This is a genomic window from Streptomyces sp. NPDC055400, from assembly GCF_053644375.1.
Genome location: NZ_JBSHLM010000004.1, coordinates 269,946 through 295,886, shown reverse-complemented (window position 1 = coordinate 295,886; position 25,941 = coordinate 269,946). Strand labels below are relative to the sequence as shown.

General features: G+C 70.2%; 22 protein-coding genes. 15 read left to right on the top strand and 7 right to left on the bottom strand.

The window, feature by feature from the left end; all coding sequences use genetic code 11:
- Positions 1-39: 39 nt before the first annotated feature.
- From ACWIGU_RS12655 to ACWIGU_RS12645, 3 genes are all read right to left on the bottom strand, one after another.
- Complete coding sequence (locus ACWIGU_RS12655) at positions 40-921, bottom strand: acyl-CoA thioesterase (protein ID WP_454400070.1); 882 nt, start codon at positions 919-921, stop codon at positions 40-42.
- Positions 922-957: 36 nt separating this feature from the next.
- Positions 958-2,115, bottom strand: a complete 1,158-nt coding sequence (locus tag ACWIGU_RS12650; RefSeq protein WP_454400068.1) for an acyl-CoA dehydrogenase family protein — start codon at positions 2,113-2,115, stop codon at positions 958-960.
- A 92-nt stretch (positions 2,116-2,207) separates the two neighbouring features.
- Entirely contained in the window at positions 2,208-2,801 is a 594-nt protein-coding gene (locus ACWIGU_RS12645; protein WP_454400066.1) for an SACE_7040 family transcriptional regulator, read from the bottom strand.
- 97 nt (positions 2,802-2,898) lie between these two features.
- Here ACWIGU_RS12645 and ACWIGU_RS12640 point away from each other — a divergent pair, with 97 nt between their 5' ends.
- From ACWIGU_RS12640 to ACWIGU_RS12595, 10 genes are all read left to right on the top strand, one after another.
- A complete protein-coding gene (locus ACWIGU_RS12640) occupies positions 2,899-4,521 on the top strand; it encodes a carboxyl transferase domain-containing protein (protein ID WP_454400064.1) in 1,623 nt (540 codons plus the stop codon).
- 15 nt (positions 4,522-4,536) lie between these two features.
- Positions 4,537-6,486 (top strand): acetyl-CoA carboxylase biotin carboxylase subunit, encoded by a 1,950-nt coding sequence (locus ACWIGU_RS12635; protein WP_454400063.1) that lies wholly within the window; start codon positions 4,537-4,539, stop codon positions 6,484-6,486.
- Positions 6,483-7,478: a hydroxymethylglutaryl-CoA lyase gene (locus ACWIGU_RS12630; protein WP_454400061.1), complete on the top strand. Its 996-nt coding sequence runs from the start codon at positions 6,483-6,485 to the stop codon at positions 7,476-7,478. The genes ACWIGU_RS12635 and ACWIGU_RS12630 overlap by 4 nt, the downstream gene beginning before the upstream one ends.
- Before the next feature lie 5 nt (positions 7,479-7,483).
- A complete protein-coding gene (locus tag ACWIGU_RS12625; protein WP_454400059.1) occupies positions 7,484-8,644 on the top strand; it encodes an acyl-CoA dehydrogenase family protein in 1,161 nt (386 codons plus the stop codon).
- A 104-nt stretch (positions 8,645-8,748) separates the two neighbouring features.
- A complete protein-coding gene (locus ACWIGU_RS12620) occupies positions 8,749-9,798 on the top strand; it encodes an ABC transporter substrate-binding protein (RefSeq protein ID WP_454400057.1) in 1,050 nt (349 codons plus the stop codon).
- 5 nt (positions 9,799-9,803) lie between these two features.
- Positions 9,804-10,691, top strand: coding sequence for a siderophore-interacting protein (locus ACWIGU_RS12615; protein WP_454400056.1), 888 nt, complete (start codon positions 9,804-9,806; stop codon positions 10,689-10,691).
- Between the two features lie 152 nt (positions 10,692-10,843).
- Positions 10,844-12,295 (top strand): lysine decarboxylase DesA, encoded by a 1,452-nt coding sequence (gene desA, locus ACWIGU_RS12610; RefSeq protein WP_454400054.1) that lies wholly within the window; start codon positions 10,844-10,846, stop codon positions 12,293-12,295.
- On the top strand, positions 12,279-13,559 hold the full coding sequence (locus tag ACWIGU_RS12605; protein ID WP_454400052.1) for a lysine N(6)-hydroxylase/L-ornithine N(5)-oxygenase family protein: 1,281 nt from the start codon (positions 12,279-12,281) through the stop codon (positions 13,557-13,559). The genes desA and ACWIGU_RS12605 overlap by 17 nt, the downstream gene beginning before the upstream one ends.
- On the top strand, positions 13,556-14,116 hold the full coding sequence (locus tag ACWIGU_RS12600; RefSeq protein WP_454400050.1) for a GNAT family N-acetyltransferase: 561 nt from the start codon (positions 13,556-13,558) through the stop codon (positions 14,114-14,116). Before ACWIGU_RS12605 ends, ACWIGU_RS12600 begins: the two co-directional genes overlap by 4 nt.
- Positions 14,113-15,885: an IucA/IucC family protein gene (locus tag ACWIGU_RS12595; protein WP_454400048.1), complete on the top strand. Its 1,773-nt coding sequence runs from the start codon at positions 14,113-14,115 to the stop codon at positions 15,883-15,885. The genes ACWIGU_RS12600 and ACWIGU_RS12595 overlap by 4 nt, the downstream gene beginning before the upstream one ends.
- A 57-nt stretch (positions 15,886-15,942) precedes the next feature.
- On the opposite strand, the gene ACWIGU_RS12590 is transcribed toward ACWIGU_RS12595, so the two are convergent.
- Together ACWIGU_RS12590 and ACWIGU_RS12585 are read right to left on the bottom strand one after the other, a co-directional pair.
- Positions 15,943-17,637 carry a beta-N-acetylhexosaminidase gene (locus ACWIGU_RS12590; RefSeq protein WP_454400557.1) on the bottom strand — a complete coding sequence of 565 codons (1,695 nt, stop codon included), beginning with the start codon at positions 17,635-17,637 and terminating at the stop codon, positions 15,943-15,945.
- A gap of 116 nt (positions 17,638-17,753) precedes the next feature.
- Positions 17,754-19,334: a purple acid phosphatase family protein gene (locus tag ACWIGU_RS12585; RefSeq protein WP_454400555.1), complete on the bottom strand. Its 1,581-nt coding sequence runs from the start codon at positions 19,332-19,334 to the stop codon at positions 17,754-17,756.
- 212 nt (positions 19,335-19,546) lie between these two features.
- Between ACWIGU_RS12585 and ACWIGU_RS12580 the strand changes: the two genes are divergently transcribed.
- Together ACWIGU_RS12580 and glmS are read left to right on the top strand one after the other, a co-directional pair.
- Positions 19,547-19,804: a hypothetical protein gene (locus ACWIGU_RS12580; RefSeq protein WP_356007634.1), complete on the top strand. Its 258-nt coding sequence runs from the start codon at positions 19,547-19,549 to the stop codon at positions 19,802-19,804.
- Between the two features lie 17 nt (positions 19,805-19,821).
- Positions 19,822-21,639, top strand: coding sequence for a glutamine--fructose-6-phosphate transaminase (isomerizing) (glmS, locus tag ACWIGU_RS12575; protein WP_454400045.1), 1,818 nt, complete (start codon positions 19,822-19,824; stop codon positions 21,637-21,639).
- Between the two features lie 127 nt (positions 21,640-21,766).
- Here glmS and ACWIGU_RS12570 read toward each other — a convergent pair whose 3' ends face one another.
- The gene (locus ACWIGU_RS12570) at positions 21,767-22,336 is read right to left on the bottom strand and encodes a GPR1/FUN34/YaaH family transporter (RefSeq protein WP_454400043.1); all 570 of its coding nucleotides are present in this window, start codon (positions 22,334-22,336) and stop codon (positions 21,767-21,769) included.
- 148 nt (positions 22,337-22,484) lie between these two features.
- On the bottom strand, positions 22,485-23,009 hold the full coding sequence (locus ACWIGU_RS12565) for a universal stress protein (protein ID WP_326775641.1): 525 nt from the start codon (positions 23,007-23,009) through the stop codon (positions 22,485-22,487).
- 381 nt (positions 23,010-23,390) lie between these two features.
- Here ACWIGU_RS12565 and ACWIGU_RS12560 point away from each other — a divergent pair, with 381 nt between their 5' ends.
- The 3 genes from ACWIGU_RS12560 to orn all read left to right on the top strand — a co-directional run bounded on the left by ACWIGU_RS12560 (position 23,391) and on the right by orn (position 25,928).
- Positions 23,391-23,696 carry a hypothetical protein gene (locus ACWIGU_RS12560; RefSeq protein WP_454400553.1) on the top strand — a complete coding sequence of 102 codons (306 nt, stop codon included), beginning with the start codon at positions 23,391-23,393 and terminating at the stop codon, positions 23,694-23,696.
- Positions 23,697-24,103: 407 nt separating this feature from the next.
- Positions 24,104-25,315 (top strand): helix-turn-helix domain-containing protein, encoded by a 1,212-nt coding sequence (locus ACWIGU_RS12555; RefSeq protein ID WP_454400041.1) that lies wholly within the window; start codon positions 24,104-24,106, stop codon positions 25,313-25,315.
- 10 nt (positions 25,316-25,325) lie between these two features.
- A complete protein-coding gene (gene orn / locus ACWIGU_RS12550) occupies positions 25,326-25,928 on the top strand; it encodes an oligoribonuclease (protein WP_100594077.1) in 603 nt (200 codons plus the stop codon).
- The last annotated feature ends 13 nt before the right edge of the window (positions 25,929-25,941 follow it).

Sequence of the window (25,941 nt, the reverse complement as noted above, 5' to 3'; positions counted from 1 at the left end):
CGGTATGTCCGATCGCGACGCGCCGCGAACCACGCGGGTTCACCGCGGGACGCGGACGACGCCCTCCTGGATCACGGAGATGGCGAGCTGTCCGTCGCGGGTGTAGATGCGGGCCTGGCCGAGGCCGCGCCCGCCCGAGGCCGACGGCGACTCCTGGTCGTACAGGAGCCATTCGTCCGCGCGGAACGGCCGGTGGAACCACATCGCGTGGTCGAGCGAGGCGCCGACCACGTCACCCACGGCCCATCCGCCGCGCCCGTGCGCGAGCAGCACGGAGTCCAGGAGCGTCATGTCGGAGACATACGTGGCGAGGCAGACGTGCAGCAGCGGCTCGTCGATGACGCCGTCGAGCTTGCCGTTCGTACGGAACCAGACCTGCGAGCGCGGCTCCTGCGGGGTGCCGACGCTGCCGAACGGCGGCGCGTCCACGTACCGCAGGTCGACGGCCTCGCGCGCTTCGAGGAGCCGCTCGGCGACGCCGGGCTCGACGAACGCGTCGGCGTAGCGCGGCAGCATCTCGGCGGCCGTCGGCAGCGTCTCGGGGTCGGGCGCGGGCGGCATGTCCGCCTGGTGCTCCAGGCCCTCCTCGTACGTCTGGAAGGACGCCGAGAGGTGGAAGATCGGCTGCCCGTGCTGGACGGCGACGACGCGGCGGGTGGTGAAGGAGCGCCCGTCGCGGATCCGGTCGACGGTGTAGACGATGGGCGCGCCCGGGTCGCCGGCCACGAGGAAGTACGCGTGCAGCGAGTGGGCGTGCCGGTCGCGGGGGACGGTGCGCCCGGCGGCGACGAGCGCCTGGGCCGCCACCTGTCCGCCGAAGACCCGGGGGACGACGGCGGAGCGGGACTGCCCGCGGAAGATGTCCTGCTCGATCTGCTCGAGGTCGAGCAGATCGAGCAGGGACTCCAGTGCCTGATTCATACAGCCAGTTCTACAGAAGGCGGAGGGACGGGCGGGTTACAGGCCCATGTCCTTCGCGATGATCGTCTTCATGATCTCGCTGGTGCCGCCGTAGATGCGGTTGACGCGGTTGTCCGCGTACAGGCGGGCGATCGGGTACTCGTTCATGAAGCCGTAGCCGCCATGGAGCTGGAGGCAGCGGTCGATGACGCGGTGCGCGACCTCGGTGCAGAACAGCTTGGCGCTGGCGGCCTCGGCGGGGGTCAGCTCGCCCGCGTCGAGGGCCTCGAGGGCGCGGTCGGCGACGGCCTCGGCGGCGTCCACCTCGGCCTGGCAGGCGGCCAGTTCGAACTTGGTGTTCTGGAAGGACGCGACGGGCTTGCCGAAGACGGCGCGCTCCTGGACGTACTCCTTGGCGAACCGGACGGCGGCCTTGGCCTGCGCGTAGGCGCCGAAGGCGATGCCCCAGCGCTCGGAGGCGAGGTTGTGGCCGAGGTAGTAGAAGCCCTTGTTCTCCTCGCCGAGGAGGTCCTCGACGGGGACCTTCACGTCGACGAACGCCAACTCGGCGGTGTCGGAGGTCTTCAGGCCGAGCTTGTCGAGCTTGCGGCCTATCGAGTAGCCCTCGGACTTGGTGTCCACCGCGAAGAGGGAGATGCCGTGGCGGCGGTCCTCGGCGGTGGGCGCGTCGGTGCGGGCGCAGACGATCACCTTGTCGGCGTGGACGCCGCCGGTGATGAAGGTCTTGGCGCCGTTGAGGACGTAGTGCGTGCCGTCCTCGGAGAGCTTGGCGGTGGTCTTCATGCCCGCGAGGTCGGAGCCGGTGCCCGGCTCGGTCATCGCGAGGGCCCACATCTCCTCACCGGAGACGAACTTCGGCAGGAAGCGCTTCTTCTGCTCGTCGGTGGCGAGCATCTTGATGTACGGCAGGCCGAGCAGCACGTGCACACCGGAGCCGCCGAACTGGACACCCGCGCGCGCGGTCTCCTCGTACATCACGGCCTCGAACTTGTACGAGTCGATGCCGGCGCCGCCGAAGTCCTCGGGCACGCGGATGCCGAAGACGCCCAGCTCGGCGAGCTTGTAGTAGAAGTCGCGCGGGGCCTGCCCGGCCGCGAACCACTCGTCGTAGACGGGCACGACCTCGGCCTCGATGAAGGCGCGGATGGTGTCCCGGAACGCCTCGTGGTCCTCGTTGTAAACGGTACGGCGCACGACCTGCTCCTTCGGAAACGGCATCACTGCACGACTAAGCGCTTGCTCAGCTTAGGTTACCCGCCAGTTTCTGGAGCGTCCAGAGACGCACGTCACGCCTGGGCGGCCGCGAACGCACCGCGCGCCATGCGGTGCAGCAGGCCCGCCGTCGCCTCGCGGCCGGGGAGTCCGCCGGACCTGCCGAGGTGCGGGGTCGAGTTGAGCAGGCCGAAGACGGCGTGCACGGCGGCACGCGCGGGCTGCTCGACCAGGCCCGGATAGACCTCGCGCACCGCCTCGACCCACAGCTCGACGTACTGGCGCTGGAGCTGGCGCACCAGCTTGCGGTCGCTGTCGCGCAGGCGGTCCAGCTCACGGTCGTGCAGGGTGATCAGGGGCCGGTCGTCGAGGGCGAAGTCGATGTGCCCCTCGATGAGGGAGTCGAGCAGCACCTCGGGGTCGCCGCCGCCGGACTCGGCGAGCCGGCGCTTGCCGCCGGTCAGGAGCCGTCCGCTGATGCCGACGAGCAGCTCGGCGAGCATCGCGTCCTTGCCCGCGAAGTGACGGTAGAGCCCGGGGCCGCTGATGCCGACCGCGGCGCCTATCTCGTCGACGCCGACTCCGTGGAACCCGCGCTCGGCGAAGAGCCGCGCGGCCTCCTTGAGGATCTGCTCGCGGCGGGTGGGGGCGTCGGTTCTGGTGGCCATGAAGGTAATTCTAGACAGCGACGTTAGCGGTCGTTAACCTGAAGGAAACGCGTTAACGCTCATTAACCGAGCGAGAGCCGATCGAGGGGACTGCGCAATGCAGGAGGCACCGGAGCTGACGAGCGCGGCGGATCCCGCGTCGGAGGCCTGGAAGGCCAACGAGGCGGCGCACGAGGCGCTGGCCGACGAGCTGCGCGGCAAGCTGGCCGCGGCCCGGCTCGGCGGCGGCGAGCGGGCCCGCGCCCGGCACACCGCGCGCGGCAAGCTGCTGCCGCGCGACCGCGTGGACACGCTGCTCGACCCGGGCTCCCCGTTCCTGGAGCTGGCCCCGCTGGCGGCCGACGGGATGTACGGGGACCAGGCGCCGGCCGCCGGGGTGATCGCCGGGATCGGGCGGATCAGCGGCCGCGCCTGCGTGATCGTCGCCAATGACGCGACGGTCAAGGGCGGCACGTACTACCCGATGACGGTGAAGAAGCACCTGCGCGCCCAGGAGGTGGCCCTGGAGAACAGGCTGCCGTGCGTCTACCTGGTGGACTCGGGCGGCGCCTTCCTGCCGATGCAGGACGAGGTCTTCCCCGACCGCGAGCACTTCGGGCGGATCTTCTACAACCAGGCGCGGATGTCGGGCGCCGGCATCCCCCAGATCGCCGCGGTCCTCGGCTCGTGCACGGCGGGCGGGGCGTACGTCCCGGCGATGAGCGACGAGGCCGTCATCGTGCGCAATCAGGGCACGATCTTCCTGGGCGGCCCGCCCCTGGTGAAGGCCGCCACCGGCGAGGTCGTCACCGCCGAGGAGCTGGGCGGCGGCGAGGTGCACTCCCGGGTCTCGGGCGTCACGGACCATCTCGCGGAGGACGACGCGCACGCGCTGCGGATCGTGCGGACGATCGTCTCGACGCTCCCGGAGCGCGGCGAGCTGCCCTGGTCGGTCACCCCGGCGACCGAGCCGAAGGTCGACCCGGCGGGGCTGTACGGCGCGGTGCCGGTCGACTCCCGCACCCCGTACGACGTGCGGGAGGTCATCGCGCGCGTGGTGGACGGCTCGCGGTTCGCCGAGTTCAAGGCGGAGTTCGGGCAGACCCTCGTCACCGGCTTCGCCCGCATCCACGGTCACCCGGTCGGGATCGTCGCGAACAACGGCATCCTGTTCTCCGAGTCCGCCCAGAAGGGCGCGCACTTCATCGAGCTGTGCGACCAGCGCGGCATCCCGCTGGTGTTCCTGCAGAACATCTCGGGCTTCATGGTGGGGCGGGACTACGAGGCGGGCGGCATCGCCAAGCACGGCGCCAAGATGGTCACCGCTGTGGCCTGCACGCGCGTACCGAAGCTGACCGTCGTGATCGGCGGCTCGTACGGCGCGGGGAACTACTCGATGTGCGGCCGGGCCTACTCGCCGCGCTTTATGTGGATGTGGCCCGGCGCCAAGATCTCCGTCATGGGCGGCGAGCAGGCCGCCTCGGTCCTCGCGACCGTCAAGCGGGACCAGCTGGAGGCGCGCGGCGAACAGTGGCCCGCCGAGGACGAGGACGCCTTCAAGGCACCGATCCGCGCGCAGTACGAGGAGCAGGGCAACGCCTACTACGCGACGGCCCGGCTCTGGGACGACGGCGTGATCGACCCGCTGGAGACCCGGCAGGTCCTCGGCCTCGCCCTGACCGCCTGTGCCCACGCGCCGCTGCCGGAGAAGTCCGCCGGCTTCGGCGTCTTCCGGATGTGAGGGGAGGGAACCCCAATGAGCACGAGCATGTTCGACACCGTTCTTGTGGCCAACCGCGGCGAGATCGCCGTCCGCGTCATCCGTACGCTGCGGGCGCTCGGCATCCGCTCGGTGGCCGTGTACAGCGACGCGGACGCCGACGCCCGCCATGTGCGCGAGGCCGACACGGCGGTCCGCATCGGGCCGCCGCCCGCGGGCGAGAGCTATCTCCGCGTGGACCGGCTCCTCGAAGCGGCGGCGCGCACGGGCGCCCAGGCCGTCCACCCGGGCTACGGATTCCTGGCGGAGAACGCCGCCTTCGCACGGGCCTGCGCCGACGCGGGCCTCGTCTTCATCGGCCCCTCCGCCGAGGCGATCTCCCTCATGGGCGACAAGATCCGCGCCAAGGAGACCGTGCGGGCAGCCGGGGTCCCGGTCGTGCCCGGCTCGTCCGGCAGCGGCCTGACCGACGCCCAACTGGCCGACGCGGCACGGGAGATCGGCATGCCCGTCCTGCTCAAGCCGTCCGCGGGCGGCGGCGGCAAGGGTATGCGCCTGGTACGTGACGAGGTGCTGCTCGGCGACGAGATCGCGGCCGCGCGGCGCGAGGCCCGCGCCTCGTTCGGCGACGACACGCTCCTCGTGGAGCGCTGGGTCGACCGCCCCCGGCACATCGAGATCCAGGTCCTCGCGGACGGCCACGGGCACGTGATCCACCTGGGCGAGCGCGAGTGCTCCCTCCAGCGCCGCCACCAGAAGATCATCGAGGAGGCGCCGAGCGTCCTGCTCGACGAGGCGACGCGCGCGGCGATGGGCGAGGCAGCGGTGCAGGCGGCCCGCTCGTGCGGGTACCGCGGCGCGGGCACGGTGGAGTTCATCGTGCCGGGCAACGACCCGTCCTCGTACTACTTCATGGAGATGAACACCCGCCTCCAGGTCGAGCACCCGGTCACGGAGCTGATCACGGGCGTCGACCTGGTGGAGTGGCAGCTGCGGGTCGCGGCCGGGGAGCAACTGCCGTACGCGCAGGACGACATCGAGCTGACCGGGCACGCGGTCGAGGCCCGGATCTGCGCCGAGGACCCTTCGCGCGGCTTCCTGCCGTCGGGCGGCACGGTCGTCTCGCTGCGCGAGCCGCAGGGCGAAGGGGTGCGCACCGACTCGGGGCTCAGCGAGGGCACGGAGGTCGGGAGCCTGTACGACCCGATGCTGTCGAAGGTCATCGCGTACGGCCCGGACCGGGCGACCGCCCTGCGCAAGCTGCGCGCCGCCCTCGCGGAGACGGTCACGCTGGGCGTGCCGACGAACGCCGGGTTCCTGCGGCGGCTGCTCGCGCACCCGGCGGTGGTGGCGGGCGAGCTGGACACGGGACTCGTGGAGCGGGAGGCCGACGGCCTGGTCTCCGGGGAGGTGCCTCAGGAGGTGTACGAGGCGGCGGCCGCGGTACGCGCGGCACGCCTCGCCCCTTCGGAAGACGGCTGGACGGACCCCTTCTCCGTCCCCAGCGGATGGCGCCTGGGAGGCGAACCGGCACCCCTCGACCTCCACCTGCGAGTCGCGGGACTTGAGCCCGTCACTCACCGGGCGCGGGGCACGGGCACGGTCGGCGCCGGCAGCGTCACCGTCCACCTCGACGGCCTCACCCACACCTTCCACCGCGCCGGCGACTGGCTGGGCCGGGACGGCGACGCCTGGCACGTGCAGGACTTCGACCCGGTGGCGGCCTCGCTGACCGGTGCCGCGCACTCCGGCGCCGACTCCCTCACCGCCCCGATGCCCGGCACCGTCACCGTCGTCAAGGTGGCCGTAGGGGACGAAGTGGTCGCCGGACAGAGCCTGTTGGTGGTCGAGGCGATGAAGATGGAGCACGTCATCTCCGCCCCGCACGCCGGCACCGTGGCCGAACTGGACGTCACACCGGGCACGACCGTCGCGATGGACCAGATCCTCGCGGTCGTCACACCGCACGAGGAGACGACGGCATGAGCACCCCCGCATCCCCCTCAACCCCCGCGCCCACCGCCCTGCCCATGGTCGTGCCCGCGCAGGATCTGCCCCCGCGCGTGCGGATCCACGAGGTCGGCGCGCGCGACGGACTGCAGAACGAGAAGGCGACCGTTCCCACGGAGGTGAAGGCGGAGTTCGTGCACCGCCTCGCGGCCGCGGGCCTGACCACCATCGAGGCCACCAGCTTCGTGCACCCCAAGTGGGTTCCCCAACTGGCGGACGCGGAAGCCCTGTTCCCGATGCTCCGGAACTTCGGCGGCGCGCCCCGCCCGCACCTGCCCGTCCTCGTGCCGAACGAGCGGGGTCTGGACCGGGCCCTCGCGCTCGGGGCACGCCGCGTAGCCGTGTTCGCCAGCGCCACGGAGTCGTTCGCCAAGGCCAATCTGAACCGGACGGTGGACGAGGCGCTCGCCATGTTCGAGCCGGTCGTGGCCCGCGCCAAGGAGAGCCGGGCGCATGTGCGCGGCTATCTCTCCATGTGCTTCGGGGACCCCTGGGAGGGCGCCGTCCCGGTCCACCAGGTCGTCCGGGTCGCCAAGGCCCTGATGGACATGGGGTGCGACGAGCTGAGCCTCGGCGACACGATCGGCGTCGCGACACCGGGCCACGTCCAGACGCTCCTGGCCGAGCTCAACGAGGAGGGCGTGCCGACGAACGCGATCGGCGTGCACTTCCACGACACGTACGGCCAGGCCCTGTCCAACACCCTCGCGGCGCTCCAGCACGGAGTGACCACCGTGGACGCCTCCGCGGGCGGCCTAGGCGGCTGCCCGTACGCGAAGAGCGCCACCGGAAATCTCGCCACCGAAGACCTCGTGTGGATGCTTCAGGGCCTCGGTATCGAGACCGGGGTCGATCTCGGCCGCCTCGCCGCCACCAGCGCGTGGATGGCCGAACAGCTGGGCCGGCCCAGTCCGGCCCGCACCGTCCGCGCCCTCGTGAAAACGGCACAGCCCCTACAGGAGCAGTGAACAAGATGGACCACCGCCTGAGCAGCGAGCACGAAGAACTCCGCCGCACCGTCGAGGAGTTCGCGCACGACGTCGTCGCCCCGAAGATCGGCGACTTCTACGAGCGGCACGAGTTCCCGTACGAGATCGTGCGGGAGATGGGCCGCATGGGCCTGTTCGGGCTGCCCTTCCAGGAGGAGTACGGCGGGATGGGCGGCGACTACCTGGCCCTCGGGATCGCCCTTGAGGAACTGGCGCGCGTCGACTCGTCCGTGGCGATCACGCTGGAGGCGGGCGTCTCGCTCGGCGCGATGCCCCTCCACCTGTTCGGGACCGAGGAGCAGAAGGCCGAGTGGCTGCCGCGACTGTGCTCCGGCGAGATCCTCGGCGCGTTCGGCCTGACCGAGCCCGACGGCGGGTCGGACGCGGGCGCGACCCGTACGACGGCGAGGCTCGACGAGGCGAGTGGCGAGTGGGTGATCAACGGCACGAAGTGCTTCATCACCAACTCCGGTACGGACATCACCGGTCTGGTCACCGTCACGGCGGTCACCGGCCGCTGCCCCGAGGGCAAGCCGCAGATCTCCTCGATCATCGTGCCGTCCGGGACGCCGGGCTTCACGGTCGCGGCGCCGTACTCGAAGGTCGGCTGGAACGCGTCGGACACGCGTGAGCTGCACTTCGACGACGTACGGGTCCCGGCGGCGAACCTGCTCGGCGAACAGGGCCGCGGATTCGCCCAGTTCCTGCGGATCCTGGACGAGGGCCGCATCGCGATCGCCGCGCTGGCGACGGGTCTGGCGCAGGGCTGCGTGGACGAGTCGGTGAAGTACGCCAAGGAGCGGCACGCGTTCGGCCGCAACATCGGCTCGTACCAGGCGATCCAGTTCAAGATCGCCGACATGGAAATGAAGGCGCACACGTCCCGCCTCGCGTGGCGTGACGCGGCGTCGAGGCTGGTGAGCGGGGAGCCGTTCAAGAAGGAGGCGGCGCTCGCCAAGCTCTACTCGTCGACGATCGCCGTGGACAACGCGCGCGAGGCGACCCAGGTCCACGGGGGCTACGGCTTCATGAACGAGTACCCGGTGGCCCGCATGTGGCGCGACTCGAAGATCCTCGAGATCGGCGAGGGCACGAGCGAGGTACAGCGGATGCTGATCGCGCGGGAGCTGGGCCTGACGGGCTGAATCGGCGGCTGCCAGGGGACCCTCTGGACAACAGCTTAGGTTAGGTTAACCTAAGTCAGAATCCGGCCAGCGGCCCTCCGTACGTCACGAAAGCAGCCACTGTCATGCCCCATGCCCGTCTCACCACCCCCTCCCGTCGCGGCATCCTCGCCGCGGGCGGCGCCCTCGGTCTCACCGCCGCGCTCGCCGCCTGCGGCAGCGATTCCAAGGACAGCGGCTCGGGCGCCAAGTCGGGCAGCGCCAAGTCCGGCCCCTGGTCCTTCAAGGACGACCGCGGCACGACGGCGAAGGCCGACAAGGTCCCGGCGAACGTCGTCGCGTTCACCAGCGTCGCCGCCGCCCTGTGGGACTACGGCATCGAGTGCAAGGGCGTCTTCGGCCCGACGAAGACCTCGGCCGGCAAGGCCGACGTCCAGGCCGGCGACATGGACGTCGACAAGGTGACGGTCATCGGCAACGAGTGGGGCCGCTTCAACATCGAGAAGTACGCGGGCCTCGCCCCGGACCTCCTCGTCACCACCGTGTACGACACCGCCGGCACGCTGTGGTCCGTCCCGCTGGAGTCGAAGGACAAGATCCTCAAGCTGGCCCCGAGCGTCGGCATCTCCGTCTACGACCGCCAGATGACGCAGCCGCTGCAGCGCCTGCTCGCCCTCGCCGAGTCGCTCGGCGCCGACGTGAAGGCCGACAAGGTCGTCAAGGCCAAGCAGCGTTTCGAGACCGCGGCCGCGCGCCTGCGCAAGGCCGCCAAGGCACACCCCGAGATCAGGGTCCTCGTCGGTTCCGCGAGCCAGGACATCTTCTACGTCTCCGGATCGAACCTCTCCGCCGACCTGGAGTACCTCAAGTCGCTCGGCGTGAACTTTGTCGAGCCGTCGGAGAAGGCGAAGAAGGCGTCCGGCGGCTGGTTCGAGAACCTGAGCTGGGAGAACATCGACAAGTACCCGGCCGACATCATCATGATGGACAACCGCACGGCCACCATCCAGCCCGCGGACCTCGACCGCGACAAGGCCACCTGGAAGAAGCTGCCCGCCGTCAAGGCCGGCCAGGTCATCCCGCGCGTCACCGAGCCCATCTACTCGTACGACAAGTGCGCCCCGATCCTCGAGGACCTCGCCGAGGCCATCGAGAAGGCGAAGAAGGTCGGCTGACACAGATGACGACGACCGAGTCGCCCGCGATCGCACCTTTCCGATTCTTCGACCTCCAGGTAGCGCGGACGCGGCGGCTCGGTCCGTCGCTGCGGCGCGTCACGTTCACGGGGCCCGGCCTCGTGGACTTCCACTCCGGAGGCCGCGACCAGAGCCTGTCGCTGTTCCTGCCGCGGCCGGGCCAGGAGGCCCCCGTCCTACCGGCCGCCGAGCCCGGCGACGACGGCCGCGCCTGGCACGCCGCGTACCGGGCGCTCCCGGACGACGTGCGGGCCGTGATGCGCTCGTACACGGTCAGCGGGCAACGCCGCGCGCCCGGTGAACCCGGCGAAATAGACATCGACTTCGTGCTCCACCACGACGGCCCCGGCGGCGCGGGTCCCGCCTGCGTCTGGGCCGAGGCGGCGAAGCCCGGTGACCGCGTGACGGTCCTCGGCCCGGCTGCCGCCGACAACACGGCCGTACGCTGCCGCCCCCAAGAGGGCGCCGACCACGTCCTGATGTGGGGCGACGAGACCGCCCTGCCCGCCGCCCTCGGCATCCTCGCCTGGCTGCCTCCGGGATTGCGCGCGCACGTCTGGCTCGAGGTCCCGCACCGCGAGGACATCCCGGCCGTCGAGACCGCGGGCGACGTCACCCTCACCTGGCTCGTGCGTGACGAGAAGGCGCCGTCCGCGCTGGAGGCGATCCGCGCCGCCGAGCTGCCGGAGGCGTCGAGTCCGTACGCCTGGCTCGCGGGCGAGTCCGGAACGATGAAGGAGCTGCGCCGCCATCTCGTGCGCGAACGCGCCTACGACAAGCGGTCGGTGACGTTCGTCGGCTACTGGCGCAAGGGGCTCAGCGAGGACGGGCTGCGCGTCGCCGAGGCTCAGGAGGCGGTCGCCGAGGGCTGACCGGCAGCAGGTTCCGGCCACTCAGTAGGGGCGGGGTCGCAAGCGCAACTTAGGTTAGGCTAACCTAAGTCACGTGCTGGGACCTCGCCCCTTTCCCATGCCCCCGTCTTCCCCGCTCACCCGCATTCCTGCCCCCACCCGGAGGACCGTCCATGCGCTCGCACCTGCTCAACGACACGACCGCGGAGCACTACCGCCGTTCCGTGACCGAGGGAATCGAGCGGGTGGCGGCCAAACTCGCCACCACCGGCCGGCCGTTCACCGGGGTCACGGTCGACGAGCTCTCGCCCCGGATCGACGCCGTCGACCTGGACACGCCCCTCCTCGACACGACCGCCGCCCTGGACGAGCTCGAAGAGGTCTACCTCCGCGACGCCGTCTACTTCCACCACCCGCGCTACCTCGCCCACCTCAACTGCCCGGTCGTCATCCCGGCCGTGGTCGGCGAGGCCGTACTCTCCGCGGTCAACTCCTCCCTCGACACCTGGGACCAGTCCGCCGGCGGCACCCTCATCGAGCGCAAGCTCATCGACTGGACCACGAGCCGCATCGGCCTCGGCCCCGCCGCCGACGGCGTCTTCACCTCCGGCGGCTCCCAGTCCAACCTCCAGGCGCTGCTCCTCGCCCGCGACGAGACCAAGTCCCAGAACGCCGAACACCCCACGAAAATGCGGGTGTTCGCCTCCGAGGTCAGCCACTTCAGCGTCAGGAAGTCCGCCACGCTCCTCGGCCTCGGCCCCGACGCCGTGGTCACCGTCCCCGTGGACCGCGACAAGCGGATGCAGACCGTCGCCCTCGCGCGTGAGCTGGAGCGCTGCCGCGAGGAGGGCCTCGTGCCCATGGCGGTCGTCGCCACCGCCGGGACCACCGACTTCGGCTCCATCGACCCGCTTCCCGAGATCGCCGAGCTCTGCGACCGGTACGGCACCTGGATGCACGTCGACGCCGCGTACGGCTGCGGACTCCTCGCCTCCGTCAGGAACCGGCACCTCCTCGACGGCATCGAGCGCGCCGACTCCGTCACCGTCGACTACCACAAGTCGTTCTTCCAGCCCGTGAGTTCGAGCGCGGTCCTCGTCCGGGACGCGGCCACCCTGCGGCACGCCACGTACCACGCCGACTACCTCAACCCGCGCCGCATGGTCAGCGAGCGCATCCCCAACCAGGTCGACAAGTCCCTCCAGACGACCCGCCGCTTCGACGCGCTCAAGCTGTGGATGACGCTGCGCGTGATGGGCGCCGACGGTGTCGGGCAGCTCTTCGACGAGGTGTGCGAACTCGCGGGCAGGGCCTGGGAGCTGCTCGCCGCGGACCCCCGGTTCGACGTCGTCGTCGCGCCGCGGCTGTCCACCCTCGTCTTCCGCCACATCCCGGCCGGCGTCACCGACCCCGCCGAGATCGACCGCGTCAACCTGTACGCCCGTAAGGCCCTGTTCGCCTCCGGCGACGCCATCGTGGCGGGCACCAAGGTGGGCGGCCGCCACTACCTGAAGTTCACCCTGCTCAACCCCGAGACCACCGTCGGCGACATCGTCGCGGTCCTCGATCTGATCGCCGGCCACGCCGAGCAGTACCTGGGAGAGAACCTTGTCGAAGCTTCCTGAGTCCCCTGATCCCCTCGACTTCATCGGGATCGGCCTCGGCCCCTTCAACCTCGGCCTGGCCGCCCTCACCGAGCCGATAGCCGAACTGAACGGTGTCTTCCTCGAGTCCAAGCCGGACTTCGAATGGCACTCGGGAATGTTCCTCGAAGGCGCCCACCTCCAGACTCCGTTCATGTCGGACCTGGTCACACTGGCCGACCCGACCTCCCCGTACTCCTTCCTGAACTACCTCAAGGAATCGGGGCGGCTGTACTCCTTCTACATCCGCGAGAACTTCTATCCCCTGCGGACCGAGTACAACGACTACTGCCGCTGGGCCGCAGCGAAACTCACCAGCATCCGCTTCGGCACGACCGTCACGCGGGTCTCGTACGACGAGAGCGCCGAGGTGTACGTCGTGAGCACCGAGGACGGCGAGACCTACCGCGCGCCGCGCCTCGTCCTCGGCACCGGCACCCCGCCGCACATCCCCGAGCCCTGCCGGGGCCTCGGCGGCGACGCGATCCACAACTCCCGCTATCTGCACCACAAGCAGGAGCTCCAGCAGAAGGACTCGATCACCCTCGTCGGCAGCGGCCAGTCCGCCGCGGAGATCTACCACGACCTCCTCGGCGAGATCGACGTCCACGGCTACCGCCTCAACTGGGTCACCCGCTCCCCCCGCTTCTTCCCCCTCGAATACACGAAGCTGACGCTGGAGATGACCTCCCCCGAGTATGTGGACTACTTCCACGCGCTGCCCGAGGAGACCCGCTACCGCCTGGAGACCCAGCAGAAGAGCCTCTTCAAGGGCATCGACGGCGACCTCATCAACGAGATCTTCGACCTGCTCTACCAGAAGAACCTGGCCGGGCCCGTCCCCACCAGACTGCTCACCAACTCGTCGCTGCAAAGCGCGCGTTATCAGAACGGCACCTACACGCTCGGCCTGCGCCAGGAGGAGCAGGGCAAGGACTTCGAGCTGCGCACCGACGGTCTGATCCTGGCCACGGGCTACACGTACGAGACGCCCGCCTTCCTCGAGCCGGTCCGCGACCGGCTCAACTGGGACAGCCGGGGCCGCTTCGACCTCGCCCGCAACTACTCCGCCGACACCACGGGCCGCGGCGTGTTCGTCCAGAACGCCGGCGTTCACACGCACTCGATCACCTCGCCCGACCTGGGCATGGGCGCGTACCGCAACGCGTACATCATCCGTGAGCTGCTCGGCACCGAGTACTACCCCGTAGAGAAGACCATCGCGTTCCAGGAGTTCGCCGCATGAGCACCCCCACCGGCTCCCCCACCGGCACCTTCAGCATCCGCCCCCTCGACCGCGCCTCGGACGCCGAGCTGCTGCACCGCTGGGTCACCGACCCGAAGGCCGCGTTCTGGCTGATGCAGGACGCGAAACTGCAGGACGTGGAGCGCGAGTACATGGCGATAGCCGCCGCCGGGCACCACGACGCGTTCATGGGCCTCCACGACGGCGAGCCCGCCTTCCTCATGGAGCGCTACGACCCGGCGCACGTCGAACTCGTCGGCCTGTACGAGCCCGAGCCCGGCGACGTCGGCATGCACTTCCTGACGGCGCCCAGCGACGTCCGCATCCCCGGCTTCACCCGCGCCGTGATCACCACGGTGATGGAGTTCCTGTTCGCCGACCCGGCGGCCCGGCGCGTCGTCGTCGAGCCCGACGTGCGCAACAAGGCCGTGCACGCCCTGAACGAGGCCGTCGGCTTCGTCCCCGACCGCGTCATCCAGAAGCCGGAGAAGCAGGCGCTGCTCAGCTTCTGCACACGCGAGCAGTTCCTCGCCGCCACGGGGGTGGCCGCCGTATGACGCTCTCCGACTCCGTCACCCACCTCTCCCCCGAGCGCTGGGCCGAGGCCAACCGCCTCCTCATCCGCAAGGCACTCGCCGAGTTCACCCACGAGCGTCTCCTGACGCCAGAGCACCTGGGCGACGATCGGTACGCCGTGCGCTCCGACGACGGCGCGACCGAGTACCGCTTCACCGCCCGCCGCCTGCGCCTCGACCACTGGCAGGTGTCCGCGGACTCCGTCTCGCGCCACCGCGACGGCTCCGAACTCCCGCTCAGCGCCCAGGAGTTCCTCATCGAGCTGAAGACCTCGCTCGGCCTGAGCGACGCGATCCTGCCGGTCTACCTGGAGGAGATCTCCTCCACCCTCTCCGGCACCTGCTACAAGCTCGCCAAAACCCCCGTCACCGCGGCCTCCCTCGCCCGCGACGGCTCCTTCCAGGAGATCGAGACGGGCATGACCGAGGGCCACCCCTGCTTCGTCGCCAACAACGGCCGGCTCGGCTTCGGTGTCCACGAGTACCTCTCGTACGCCCCGGAGACCGCGAGCCCCGTCCGGCTGATCTGGCTGGCGGCGACGCGGGAGCGGGCCGCGTTCACGACCGGTGCCGGACTCGACTACGAGTCCCACCTGCGGGCCGAGCTCGGCGAGGAGACCCTCGCGCGGTTCGCCGCCGAGCTCACCGGCCAGGGCCTGGACCCCGACGACTACCTGCTCATCCCCGTCCACCCCTGGCAGTGGTGGAACAAGCTGTCCGTCACCTTCGCGGCCGAGGTCGCCGAGCGCCGCCTGGTGCTCCTCGGCGAGGGCGACGACGAGTACCTCGCCCAGCAGTCGATCCGCACGTTCTTCAACACCTCGCACCCGGAGCGGCACTATGTGAAGACGGCCCTGTCCGTCATCAACATGGGCTTCATGCGCGGCCTTTCGGCCTCGTACATGGAGGCCACGCCCGCCATCAACGACTGGCTCGCGCAGCTCATCGAGAACGACGAGGTCCTCAAGGCGACCGGCCTGACGATCATCCGCGAGCGGGCCGCCGTCGGCTACCGGCACCTGGAGTACGAGGCCGCGACCGACCGCTACTCCCCGTACCGCAAAATGCTCGCCGCCCTGTGGCGCGAGTCGCCCGTCCCGTCCCTGGCCGAGGGCGAGCGCCTCGCCACGATGGCGTCGCTGCTCCATGTCGACGCCGACGGCCGCTCGTTCGCCGCGGCCCTCATCGAGCGCTCGGGCCTGACCCCCGCCGAATGGCTGCGCCCATACCTGCGGTCGTACCTGACGCCGCTGCTGCACAGCTTCTACGCGTACGACCTCGTGTACATGCCGCACGGCGAGAACGTCATCCTGGTGCTCGGCGAGGACGGCACGGTCCAGCGGGCGGTCTTCAAGGACATCGCCGAGGAGATCGCGGTCATGGACCCCGACGCGGTCCTCCCGCCGGGCGTCGACCGCATCCGGGTCGAGGTCCCCGACGACCAGAAACTGCTGTCCCTCTTCACGGACGTCTTCGACTGCTTCTTCCGCTTCCTCGCGGCGAACCTGGTCACGGAGGGCGTACTCGACGAGGACACGTTCTGGCGGGCGGTCGCCGACTGTGTCCGCGACTACCAGGAGTCGGCGCCCCAACTGGCCGACAAGTTCCGGCAGTACGACATGTTCGCCCCGGAGTTCACGCTGTCCTGCCTCAACCGGCTCCAGCTGCGCAACAACGAGCAGATGGTGGACCTCGCGGACCCGGCGGGGGCCCTGCAGCTGATCGGGACACTGCCGAACCCGATCGCGTAGACGTGAGGGGGGCTCCCCAAGACGGTCCTTGAGGAGCCCCTCTCGCCTGCCGGTGTGCTAGCCCGCGGGCCAGGGCACCTGCGTCGACTTGTAGTAGCCGATGCCGAGCGCGTCCCAGCGCGGGCCCTGCGCCGCGAGCCGCACCTTGTACGTGTTCCAGTCGTGCGTGGCCTCGGGCGACCAGCCGAGTTCGGCGACACCCGGCAGCCTCGGGAAGGCCATGTACTCGACCTGCGCCGAGGTCGACAGGGTCTCCGACCACAGCGGCGCCTCGACGCCCTGGACGGCCGACGCCGGCACGCCCGGAAGGTAGCTGCCCGGGTTCCAGTCGTACGAGCGCTGCACCTCGACGTACCCGGCCCAGGCGAGGCCGAGCGGGGTGTCCTTGTTGTACTTCATGTCGAGGTAGAGCCGGTCGGCCGGCGACATGACGATCCCCGTCCCGTTCTGCGCCGCCGCCGCGACCTGCGCCTTCTCGGCCGCGCTGGTCCCGTCGAGACCCCAGTACTGGGCGAGGGCCCCCTTCGCCGGGCGGGCGCCGGTCAGCTGGTGCCAGCCGATCACGGTCTTTCCGTACTTGGCGACGATCGGCTGCACCTTGTCCATGAAGGTGACGTAGTCCTCGTGGCTGGTCGAGTGCGCCTCGTCGCCGCCGATGTGGAGGTACTTGCCGGGCGTGATGGCGGCGAGCTCACGGATCACGTCGTCGACGAAGTCGTACGTGCGCTCCTTGTTGACGCACAGCGAGCTGAAGCCGACGTTCGTGCCGGTGTAGAGCGGCGGCGCGACACCGTCGCAGTTCAGCTCCGCGTACGAGGCGAGCGCCGCGTTCGTGTGGCCCGGCATGTCGATCTCGGGGACGACCTCCAGATACCGCGAGGCGGCGTACTGGACGATCTCCTTGTACTGGGCCTTGGTGTAGTGACCGCCCTGCCCGCCGCCGACCTGGGTGGACCCGCCGTACGTGGCGAGGTTCGGCCAGGAGTCGATGGCTATGCGCCACCCCTGGTCGTCGCTCAGGTGCAGATGCAGCTTGTTGACCTTGTACAGGGCGAGTTCGTCGATGTAGCGCTTGACCTTGTCGACGCCGAAGAAGTGGCGGGAGACGTCGAGCATGGCGCCGCGGTAGCCGTACCGGGGGCTGTCCTCGATGGTGCCGCCGGCGACGAGCCACGGCCCGGCCTGCTTGCTGCTGTTCTCCACCTTCGCGGGCAGCTGCTGGCGCAGGGTCTGCACGCCGTGGAAGAGACCGGCGGCCTTGTGGGCGGTGATGGTGACGGAGCCGCGACCGGACACGAGCCGGTACCCCTCAGCCCCCAAGTCCTGTGCCCTGCCGCTCAGTTCGAGCCGGATGCCATCGCGTCCGCTGTCACCCGTGACCGGCAGCCGATAGCCGGTGGAGGGCCTCAGGACGTCCGCGAGATAGTCGGCGACGCGTCGCGCCTCCTTCGAGTCCTTCTCGACGCGTATGCGCGTCTTCGAGGTGATCTCGTACGCCGGTCCGCCCGCGGCCACCGAGGCCGGAGCGGGTACGACCTGGCCCAGCGGGGTCGCGGCGGCGGATCCCGCACCCGGTGACGGGGCGGCGCCGACGGCGGACACCCCCGCGGTCGCGACGAGCAGCAGCGACCCGAACAGCCGGGCGGTCCTGCGGCGCTGCTTCTGTTGCTGTCTCACAAACGGTCCCTTCGACGAGCGACTAGGTCGTGGATCGCGGGGGGTTTCACATCTGTGCAACGGAGCAGTCACCATGGGTACCGTCCGCCCCATGAGCGGGTCAAGGGTGTAGACCAATTCTCACCGGGTGGATGACGGAACCCGGCAGGGCCCGCCCCTTCGGGAAGGGGCGGGCCCTGCGGCAGGCCGGCTCAGCCCCGCCGCACCTTCCGCGCGATCACGAACCGGTCGATCTCCTCACCGGTCTCCGCGAGGCCCCGCACCGTCAGCTTCGCCGTGCGGCCCGCCGGCGCCGGCTCCACGTCGACGCGCAGGAACGAGTAGTTCGTGTAGCGCACGCGCGACCAGTCGACGGTGATGTTCTTCTTGCTGCCGTCGGGCTGGACCACGAACGACGTGAAGGGGTCGGTCTTCTTCTCGTGCCCCTCGTACGTGTCGTCGACCGGGAACGCGTACAGGCTCCTGCCCGCCGCGCCCGCGGTGACGTAGACGATGCCGTCGGTCTCGGGGTACGCCGTGCCGCCGATCGGCAGCTCCTTGGTGACCCGGTCGCCCTTGAGCACGTCGGTGCGCTCGTAGACGTGGTTGTGCCCGTTGATGACGAGGTCGACGGTGTACTTCTCGAACAGCGGCACCCACTCCTTGCGCACGCCGCCCTCGGAGGCGTGGCTCGTGGCGGTGCAGTACGCGCAGTGGTGGAAGAAGACCACGATGAAGTCGATGTCGCGATCCGCGCGGAACTTCTTCAGCTGGCGCTCGAACCACGAGGTCTGCGTGCCGCCGGACAGGCCGAGGTTGGCCGGGATCTCCCAGGACACGTCGTTGGCGTCGAGCGAGATGACCGCCGTGTTGCCGTGCACGAAGGAGTAGACGCCGGGCAGGTTCTTCGCGTCGGGGCCGTTGTCCGGCAGGGTGAAGCGGGCCTGCTGGCTGCCGTAGCCGTGCGGCGCGTACCAGGCCTCCATGTCGTGGTTGCCGTACGCGACCATCCACGGCACCTGCTTGGCGACGGACTCCGTCTGGGCGAGGAACTGGTCCCAGGTGCGGGCGTCGAAGGTGTCGCCGGTCTGGCCCGAACCCGACGGGTCGGCGTAGGCGATGTCTCCGGCGTGCAGGTGGAACGCAGGGTTCTGCGCCAGGATCAGGCTGTCGTTGGCCAGCGCGTGGTAGCTGACGCCCTGGTCGCCGAAGGCCGTGAAGGTGAACGGCTCGCCGTGCGCGGGCGCCGTCCTGAAGGTGCCGAGCGTGCCGGCCAGGTGCGCCGCCGCCGGGTCGAAGCCGTCGTGGCCGACGCCGTAGTAGTACGTGGTGCCGGGGCGCAGCCGGGTCAGCTGGGCGTGGAGGTAGTACTGGGTGTGGTCGGCGCCGGTGCCGACCCCGGCCGGCGTGTAGAGGGGCCGGACCTCGGCCTCGATCTTCCGCGAGAGGTCCCAGGGGTGGACGCCGACGCGGATGTACGGGTTCTTGACGGCGACCGGGACCTGCCAGGAGACGGTCATCTCGGTACGGGCGTCGGTGCCGTAGGCGAGGTGGCGGGCGAAGGGCGCGACGAGCGCGCCGTCGACCTTCTGGGCGGCGGGTACGTGGCCGGGGGTCTGCCCGGTCCGGGTGGGAACGGCGGCGCTCGCAGCGCCCGGCACGAAGGCGCCGCCCGCTATCGCGCCCAGGGTGACGGCGCCGCCGCGCATCATCGTGCGGCGGGAGAACTTGCTGCGCAGATACTCGTGCTGCTCGGCCAGGCTCCGGTCGGCGAGCTGCTCGGGTACGCCCATACGGGGAATGTCCATGACCGGAAAAGTTGCTCGGGTCACTCATCCCGGCCGGATACGCCATGTGAACGCGGGCGGAACAAGCGGCATGGCGCCCTTCAAACCTTGACCACAGCTGTCCCAAGAACCCCAGCGCCCCTGCCGGATGACGCACCCCTGCCCGAAATCGGGCAGAATTCTTGCGAACGGCCCCCTCTTCCTCCAGGATCATCCGAGTGCACGACGAACTTGTTGATCATCTGACGCGCAGTTCGCCCCTGAACCGGGGCGAGGCACTGCGGGTGATCCAGGACGTGCTCGCCTACTTCGACGAGACGACCGAGGTGTTCGTCCGTCGCCGCCACCGCGAACTCCAGGGTCAGGGCCTGGTGAACACGGAGATCTTCGAACGGATCTCGGCGGACCTGAAGTACCGCGCGGTCGCGCCGCCCGAGCTGTCCCTGCGGCAGCTGCGGCGCATCGTCTACGGCTAGAGGGGATCAGTACACATATGTGCGGAATTGTCGGTTACATCGGTAAGCGCGACGTGGCGCCGCTGCTGCTCGAGGGGCTGCAGCGCCTGGAGTACCGCGGCTACGACTCCGCGGGCGTCGTCATCACCAGCCCGAAGGCCGGTGGCCTGAAAATGGTGAAGGCCAAGGGCCGCGTGCGCGACCTGGAGGCCAAGGTGCCCGCCCGCTTCAAGGGCACCACAGGTATCGCCCACACCCGCTGGGCCACCCACGGCGCACCCTCCGACGAGAACGCGCACCCCCACATGTCCGGCGACAACAAGGTCGCCGTCGTCCACAACGGCATCGTCGACAACGCCTCCGACCTGCGCGCCAAGCTGACCGCCGAGGGCGTCACCTTCCTCTCCGAGACGGACACCGAGGTCCTCACCCACCTCATCGCCCGCTCCACCGCCGAGAAGCTCGAGGACAAGGTCCGCGAGGCGCTCCGGCTGATCGAGGGCACGTACGGCATCGCAGTCCTGCACGCCGACTTCCCCGACCGCATCGTGGTGGCCCGCAACGGCTCCCCGGTCGTCCTCGGCATCGGCGAGAAGGAGATGTTCGTCGCCTCGGACATCGCCGCCCTCGTCGCCCACACCCGCCAGATCGTCACCCTCGACGACGGCGAGATGGCCACCCTCAAGGCCGACGACTTCCGCACCTACACGACGGAGGGCACGCGCACCACCGCGGCGCCGACCACCGTCGAGTGGGAGGCCGCCTCGTACGACATGGGCGGCCACGACACGTACATGCACAAGGAGATCTTCGAGCAGCCGGAGGCCGTCGACCGCGTCCTGCGCGGCCGCATCGACGAGCGCTTCTCCGCCGTGCACCTGGGCGGCCTCAACCTCGACGCCCGCGAGGCGCGCAGCGTGCGCCGCGTGAAGATCCTCGGCTGCGGCACCTCGTACCACGCGGGCCTGATCGGCGCGCAGATGATCGAGGAGCTGGCCCGCATCCCCGCGGACGCCGAGCCGGCCTCCGAGTTCCGCTACCGCAACCCGGTCGTCGACCCCGACACCCTGTACATCGCGGTCTCCCAGTCCGGCGAGACGTACGACGTCCTCGCCGCCGTGCAGGAGCTGAAGCGCAAGGGCGCCCGCGTCTTCGGCGTCGTGAACGTCGTCGGCTCGGCCATCGCCCGCGAGTCGGACGCCGGTGTGTACGTCCACGCGGGCCCCGAGGTCTGCGTCGTGTCGACCAAGTGCTTCACCAACACCACGGTCGCGTTCGCGCTCCTCGCCCTCCACCTCGGCCGCATCCGCGACCTGTCCGTCGCCGACGGCAAGCGGATCATCGAGGGCCTGCGCAAGCTGCCCGGGCAGATCACCGAGATCCTGGAGCAGGAAGAGCAGATCAAGAAGATCGCCGAGGAGTACGCCGACGCCCGCTCGATGATGTTCATCGGCCGGGTCCGCGGCTACCCCGTCGCCCGCGAGGCCTCGCTCAAGCTCAAGGAGGTCTCGTACATCCACGCCGAGGCCTATCCCGCCTCCGAGCTGAAGCACGGCCCGCTCGCCCTGATCGAGCCGGCGCTCCCCACGGTCGCGATCGTCCCGGACGACGACCTCCTGGAGAAGAACCGCGCCGCCCTCGAGGAGATCAAGGCCCGCTCGGGCCGCATCCTCGCGGTCGCGCACCAGGAGCAGGAGAAGGCCGACCGCACGATCGTCGTCCCGAAGAACGAGGACGAGCTCGACCCGATCCTCATGGGCATCCCGCTCCAACTCCTCGCCTACCACACGGCGTTGGCCCTGGGCCGCGACATCGACAAGCCCCGCAACCTGGCGAAGTCCGTCACGGTCGAGTAGGCAACCCCCGCAGTACGAGTACCGAAGCCGCGAGTAAAGAAGAACGGGTCCCTGTGCGCGCCACCAAGCGCACAGGGACCCGTTCTTTCGAAGGGGGCCGGGGCGCCCATTCCCCGGCCCCCGGCTGTCAGCCGGTGGCCGTCACCCCCCGGCCGGCAGCACGCCCCGGCAGGGCCGTGGGCAGCCCGCCCAGCGCGGCCGTCGCCGCGTACCAGGCGAGCAGCCCGCCTGCCGCGGCGAACCAGCCGCCGACCTTGGCGAGCCCGGCCGTGTCACCGAACGCGGCCACGGCGAGCAGCAGCAGGGCCACACACAGCGCCCCGTACGCCGCGCGTACGAGAGTCCCGGAGCCGGCGGCCCCGAGGGTCAGGCTCAGGGCGAGCAGCGCGAAGAGAAGCAGGAACAGCCCTTGCGCGTTGGCCGACATGGGATCGCCGGCCGTGACGCCCCAGGTGAACCAGAACGCGCCCAGCGCGGCGAAGGCCGTGCCCGTCGAGGTGTCACTGGCGCGGTAGGCGAGCAGGCCGGCGACGAACAGGGCGATGCCACCGACGTAGGTCGCGAGGGATACGGCGTTCGCGGCCGTCACGCCGTCGATCACTTCGGTATGACCGAGGCCGAAGGCCAACAGGGTGAGTCCCAGGGCGAGATGGCCGAGAGTGGAGGTCGTGCTTCCCGCGGAGACTTCTTTGTCCACGGCGGGCTCCCTTCGTGCGGGTGCAGTTGTGCTGCGCGCGGTACTGGGCCCTGCGATGGTCCAGCGACCGGTATGTACCCTTCACAAAGGCACAAAGCACCTCTACGCGCGAGTAGGATTCGCCCATCTCACCTGGGGCTCAAGGGAGTTACGGGATGACGATGACCGGGCGCCTGGCGCGCCGCGCGAGCCGTCCCGCGACGGAGCCGAAGATCCGGCCGACGATCCCGTGCGTGGAGCCGACGACGATCGCGTCGGCCTCGTACTCCCGGCCCACCTCTTCGAGTTCGTGGCAGATGTCGCCGCCACGCTCGACGAGAATCCAGGGCACCTCGGACAGATACTCCGCACACGCGAGTTCGAGCCCGAGCACCTCGGTGCGGTGGTCCGGCACATCGACGAAGACCGGCGGCTCGCAGCCCGCCCACACCGTGGTGGGCAGCCGGTTGGCGACGTGGACGATGATCAGGCCGGAACCCGAACGGTGCGCCATGCCGATGGCGTAGGCGAGGGCCCGCTCACTGGAGGTCGAGCCGTCGAAGCCGACGACCACTCCGTGCTTGAAGGCGGGATCGCAGGACTGACGTGTTTCTTCCGCCGCCTGGGGGGTCGCCGTGGGATCGGCGACCTGCCGCTTGCGGTCCGCGGGTTCAGGGAATTCGTGACCGGCCATGGGTATCTCGGCGATTAGGTCCTCTGGATCCTCGACGGATCCTCGGTGGAGGGACGGCAGGGAGCGGCGGAGCTGTGTCCGGGAATCATCTTCCCAAGCCCATACCCCCAAGGGTACGGCGACACTCCTCCTCTGCCCAGAGTCGTCTGCCCGGTTAAGCGCACGCTCCGCGGCGTTCAGGGGAGCATGCACGAGGCCGCGCCCGTATGGCAATGGTTGCTGCCCGGTACAGACGGTTTGGGTACGGTACCGGCGCCCCCGGTTCGGCCGAGTGACCGCTCGCACGACCACGCGTTGAACGTGCGTACCCACAGCAACAGGGAGCGCGCCGTGCCCGGACCGTCCATCGTGTACCCGTCCGCCGACGCCCCGTGCGAGGAGCTGCCGCCCGAGGGCCGGCGGGAGGCGACGCAGGCGTACGGCACGGACACGGTGAGCGACGTCGTCCGATGGGCGGCGTTCTGCTGCGTCCTGGTCCCGGTCGTCCTGGTGGGATACGGGATCTCACTGGCCGGGGCGATGGGCGCGGCGCTCGGGCTCGCCGCGGTGACCGGGGTCTGCCGGGTGCTGCTGCGCCAGTCCGAAAAGGGCGCGGCGCGGCCGGCTCCGGTACGGTCCTGCGACCGCAGGGGCCGGCGCGGCAGAACGGTGCCGGGGGCGCGCAAGGGCGGTCGCCGCACGGGATGATGTGCGCCGGAGGACTGACTGGTTCCCGCGCACTACCGCGTATATTTTCAGCCAACTTCGCCCGGCCATGCATTTCTTGCCGTCACCCGCCTCCAACCCCCGTGCCACCAGGCATGAAAGGACCGTAGAAGGCGCTTGCACCCTACGGGGACCGGCCACTGAGTTGAGGCGCACTTCCCTGCAACGCCCCCGAGTGCCACGCTTCGTGATCGAATGCTTCACGCCAAGTTGCCAAGTCGACAATCTGCCGGATCCTCAACTGGTCACGACGGGACCACCGGACACAGTAGATTCGATCATGACTGTCCATCGGCGGGGGACTCTGCAGGACCGAGGGGAAACGTGCTGGAGCGACAAGCCCGTCACACCACAAAGGGCGCCGCGACCACCGAGGGGGGCTTAGCGGGATGAGCCACGACTCCACTGCTGCGCCGGAGGCCGCAGCTCGGAAGCTTTCCGGGCGACGCCGCCGGGAAATAGTCGCGGTGCTGCTGTTCAGCGGCGGACCCATCTTCGAAAGTTCCATTCCGCTCTCCGTGTTCGGCATCGACCGCCAGGACGCCGGGGTACCGCGTTACCGGCTGCTGGTGTCCGCCGGTGAGGAGGGCCCGCTGCGCACGACGGGCGGCCTCGAACTCACCGCACCCCACGGGCTCGACGCGATCTCCCGGGCGGGCACCGTCGTCGTGCCCGCGTGGCGGTCGATCACGTCGCCGCCACCGGAGGAGGCCCTCGACGCGCTGCGCCGCGCGCACGAGGAGGGCGCGCGCATCGTCGGACTGTGCACCGGCGCCTTCGTGCTCGCCGCGGCCGGCCTGCTCGACGGCCGGCCGGCGACCACCCACTGGATGTACGCGCCGACGCTGGCCAAGCGCTACCCGTCGGTCCACGTTGATCCGCGCGAGCTCTTCGTGGACGACGGCGATGTCCTGACGAGCGCCGGAACCGCGGCCGGTATCGACCTGTGTCTGCACATCGTGCGCACGGACCACGGCAACGAGGCGGCCGGAGCGCTCGCCCGCAGACTCGTGGTCCCGCCGCGCCGCAGCGGCGGCCAGGAGCGCTATCTCGACAGGTCTTTACCTGAGGAGATCGGCGCCGACCCGCTGGCCGAGGTCGTCGCCTGGGCGCTGGAGCACCTCCACGAGCAGTTCGACGTGGAGACCCTCGCCGCGCGCGCCTATATGAGCCGCCGCACCTTCGACCGCCGGTTCCGCTCCCTCACCGGGAGCGCGCCCCTGCAGTGGCTGATCACCCAGCGGGTGCTGCAGGCCCAGCGGCTCCTGGAGACCTCCGACTACTCGGTCGACGAGGTCGCCGGGCGCTGCGGCTTCCGTTCGCCGGTCGCCCTGCGCGGGCACTTCCGGCGCCAGCTGGGCTCGTCCCCGGCCGCGTACCGCGCGGCCTACCGGGCGCGCAGGCCACAGCCGGAGAAGCCGGTGGAGATCGCGGCGGCGCCGACGCCGGAGACCCCGGTCCCGGCCCAGTCACGGCGCACCGCGGCGGCCGGAACCTACCCGGCACCCACCGCCTCACTGCCGACAGATCCGGGCAAACCCAGCTCGGACGTGTATGCGGCGGGGCGCGCGAGTCTGCCCGGGCAGAGGAGTGCGCCGTAGGGTAAGGCACATGAACGATCGCATGGTGTGGATCGACTGCGAGATGACCGGGCTCTCGCTGGCGAATGACGCGCTCATCGAGGTGGCCGCACTGGTCACCGACTCTGAGCTGAACGTACTCGGCGACGGTGTGGACATCGTGATCCGCCCGCCCGCCGAGGCCCTGGAGACCATGCCCGAGGTGGTGCGGCAGATGCACACCGCCTCGGGCCTCCTCGACGAGCTCGCGGGCGGCACGACGCTCGCCGACGCCGAGGAGCAGGTCCTCGCGTACGTACGCGAGCACGTCAAGGAACCGGGCAAGGCGCCCCTGTGCGGGAACTCGGTCGGCACCGACCGCGGCTTCCTGCTCCGGGACATGCCGACGCTGGAGGACTACCTCCACTACCGGATCGTCGATGTGTCCTCGGTCAAGGAACTGGCGCGCCGCTGGTACCCGAGGGCGTACTTCAACAGTCCGGACAAGAACGGCAACCACCGCGCGCTCGCCGACATCCGCGACTCCATCGTCGAGCTGCGCTACTACCGCGAGGCGGTCTTCGTCCCGCAGCCGGGACCCGACTCCGACACCGCGAAGAAGATCGCGGCCAAGCACGCGCTGCCTGCGGAATAGCGCCTCGCACCGC

Bases quoted from the DNA above. Each gene is read 5' to 3' on its own strand.
- ACWIGU_RS12655 (WP_454400070.1), bottom strand. From the start codon at position 921: ATGAATCAGGCACTGGAGTCCCTGCTCGATCTGCTCGACCTCGAGCAG.
- ACWIGU_RS12645 (WP_454400066.1), bottom strand. From the start codon at position 2,801: ATGGCCACCAGAACCGACGCCCCCACCCGCCGCGAGCAGATCCTCAAG.
- ACWIGU_RS12640 (WP_454400064.1), top strand. From the start codon at position 2,899: ATGCAGGAGGCACCGGAGCTGACGAGCGCGGCGGATCCCGCGTCGGAG.
- ACWIGU_RS12635 (WP_454400063.1), top strand. From the start codon at position 4,537: ATGAGCACGAGCATGTTCGACACCGTTCTTGTGGCCAACCGCGGCGAG.
- ACWIGU_RS12630 (WP_454400061.1), top strand. From the start codon at position 6,483: ATGAGCACCCCCGCATCCCCCTCAACCCCCGCGCCCACCGCCCTGCCC.
- ACWIGU_RS12625 (WP_454400059.1), top strand. From the start codon at position 7,484: ATGGACCACCGCCTGAGCAGCGAGCACGAAGAACTCCGCCGCACCGTC.
- ACWIGU_RS12620 (WP_454400057.1), top strand. From the start codon at position 8,749: ATGCCCCATGCCCGTCTCACCACCCCCTCCCGTCGCGGCATCCTCGCC.
- ACWIGU_RS12615 (WP_454400056.1), top strand. From the start codon at position 9,804: ATGACGACGACCGAGTCGCCCGCGATCGCACCTTTCCGATTCTTCGAC.
- desA (WP_454400054.1), top strand. From the start codon at position 10,844: ATGCGCTCGCACCTGCTCAACGACACGACCGCGGAGCACTACCGCCGT.
- ACWIGU_RS12600 (WP_454400050.1), top strand. From the start codon at position 13,556: ATGAGCACCCCCACCGGCTCCCCCACCGGCACCTTCAGCATCCGCCCC.
- ACWIGU_RS12595 (WP_454400048.1), top strand. From the start codon at position 14,113: ATGACGCTCTCCGACTCCGTCACCCACCTCTCCCCCGAGCGCTGGGCC.
- ACWIGU_RS12590 (WP_454400557.1), bottom strand. From the start codon at position 17,637: ATGGTGACTGCTCCGTTGCACAGATGTGAAACCCCCCGCGATCCACGA.
- ACWIGU_RS12585 (WP_454400555.1), bottom strand. From the start codon at position 19,334: ATGGGCGTACCCGAGCAGCTCGCCGACCGGAGCCTGGCCGAGCAGCAC.
- glmS (WP_454400045.1), top strand. From the start codon at position 19,822: ATGTGCGGAATTGTCGGTTACATCGGTAAGCGCGACGTGGCGCCGCTG.
- ACWIGU_RS12565 (WP_326775641.1), bottom strand. From the start codon at position 23,009: ATGGCCGGTCACGAATTCCCTGAACCCGCGGACCGCAAGCGGCAGGTC.
- ACWIGU_RS12555 (WP_454400041.1), top strand. From the start codon at position 24,104: ATGAGCCACGACTCCACTGCTGCGCCGGAGGCCGCAGCTCGGAAGCTT.
- orn (WP_100594077.1), top strand. From the start codon at position 25,326: ATGAACGATCGCATGGTGTGGATCGACTGCGAGATGACCGGGCTCTCG.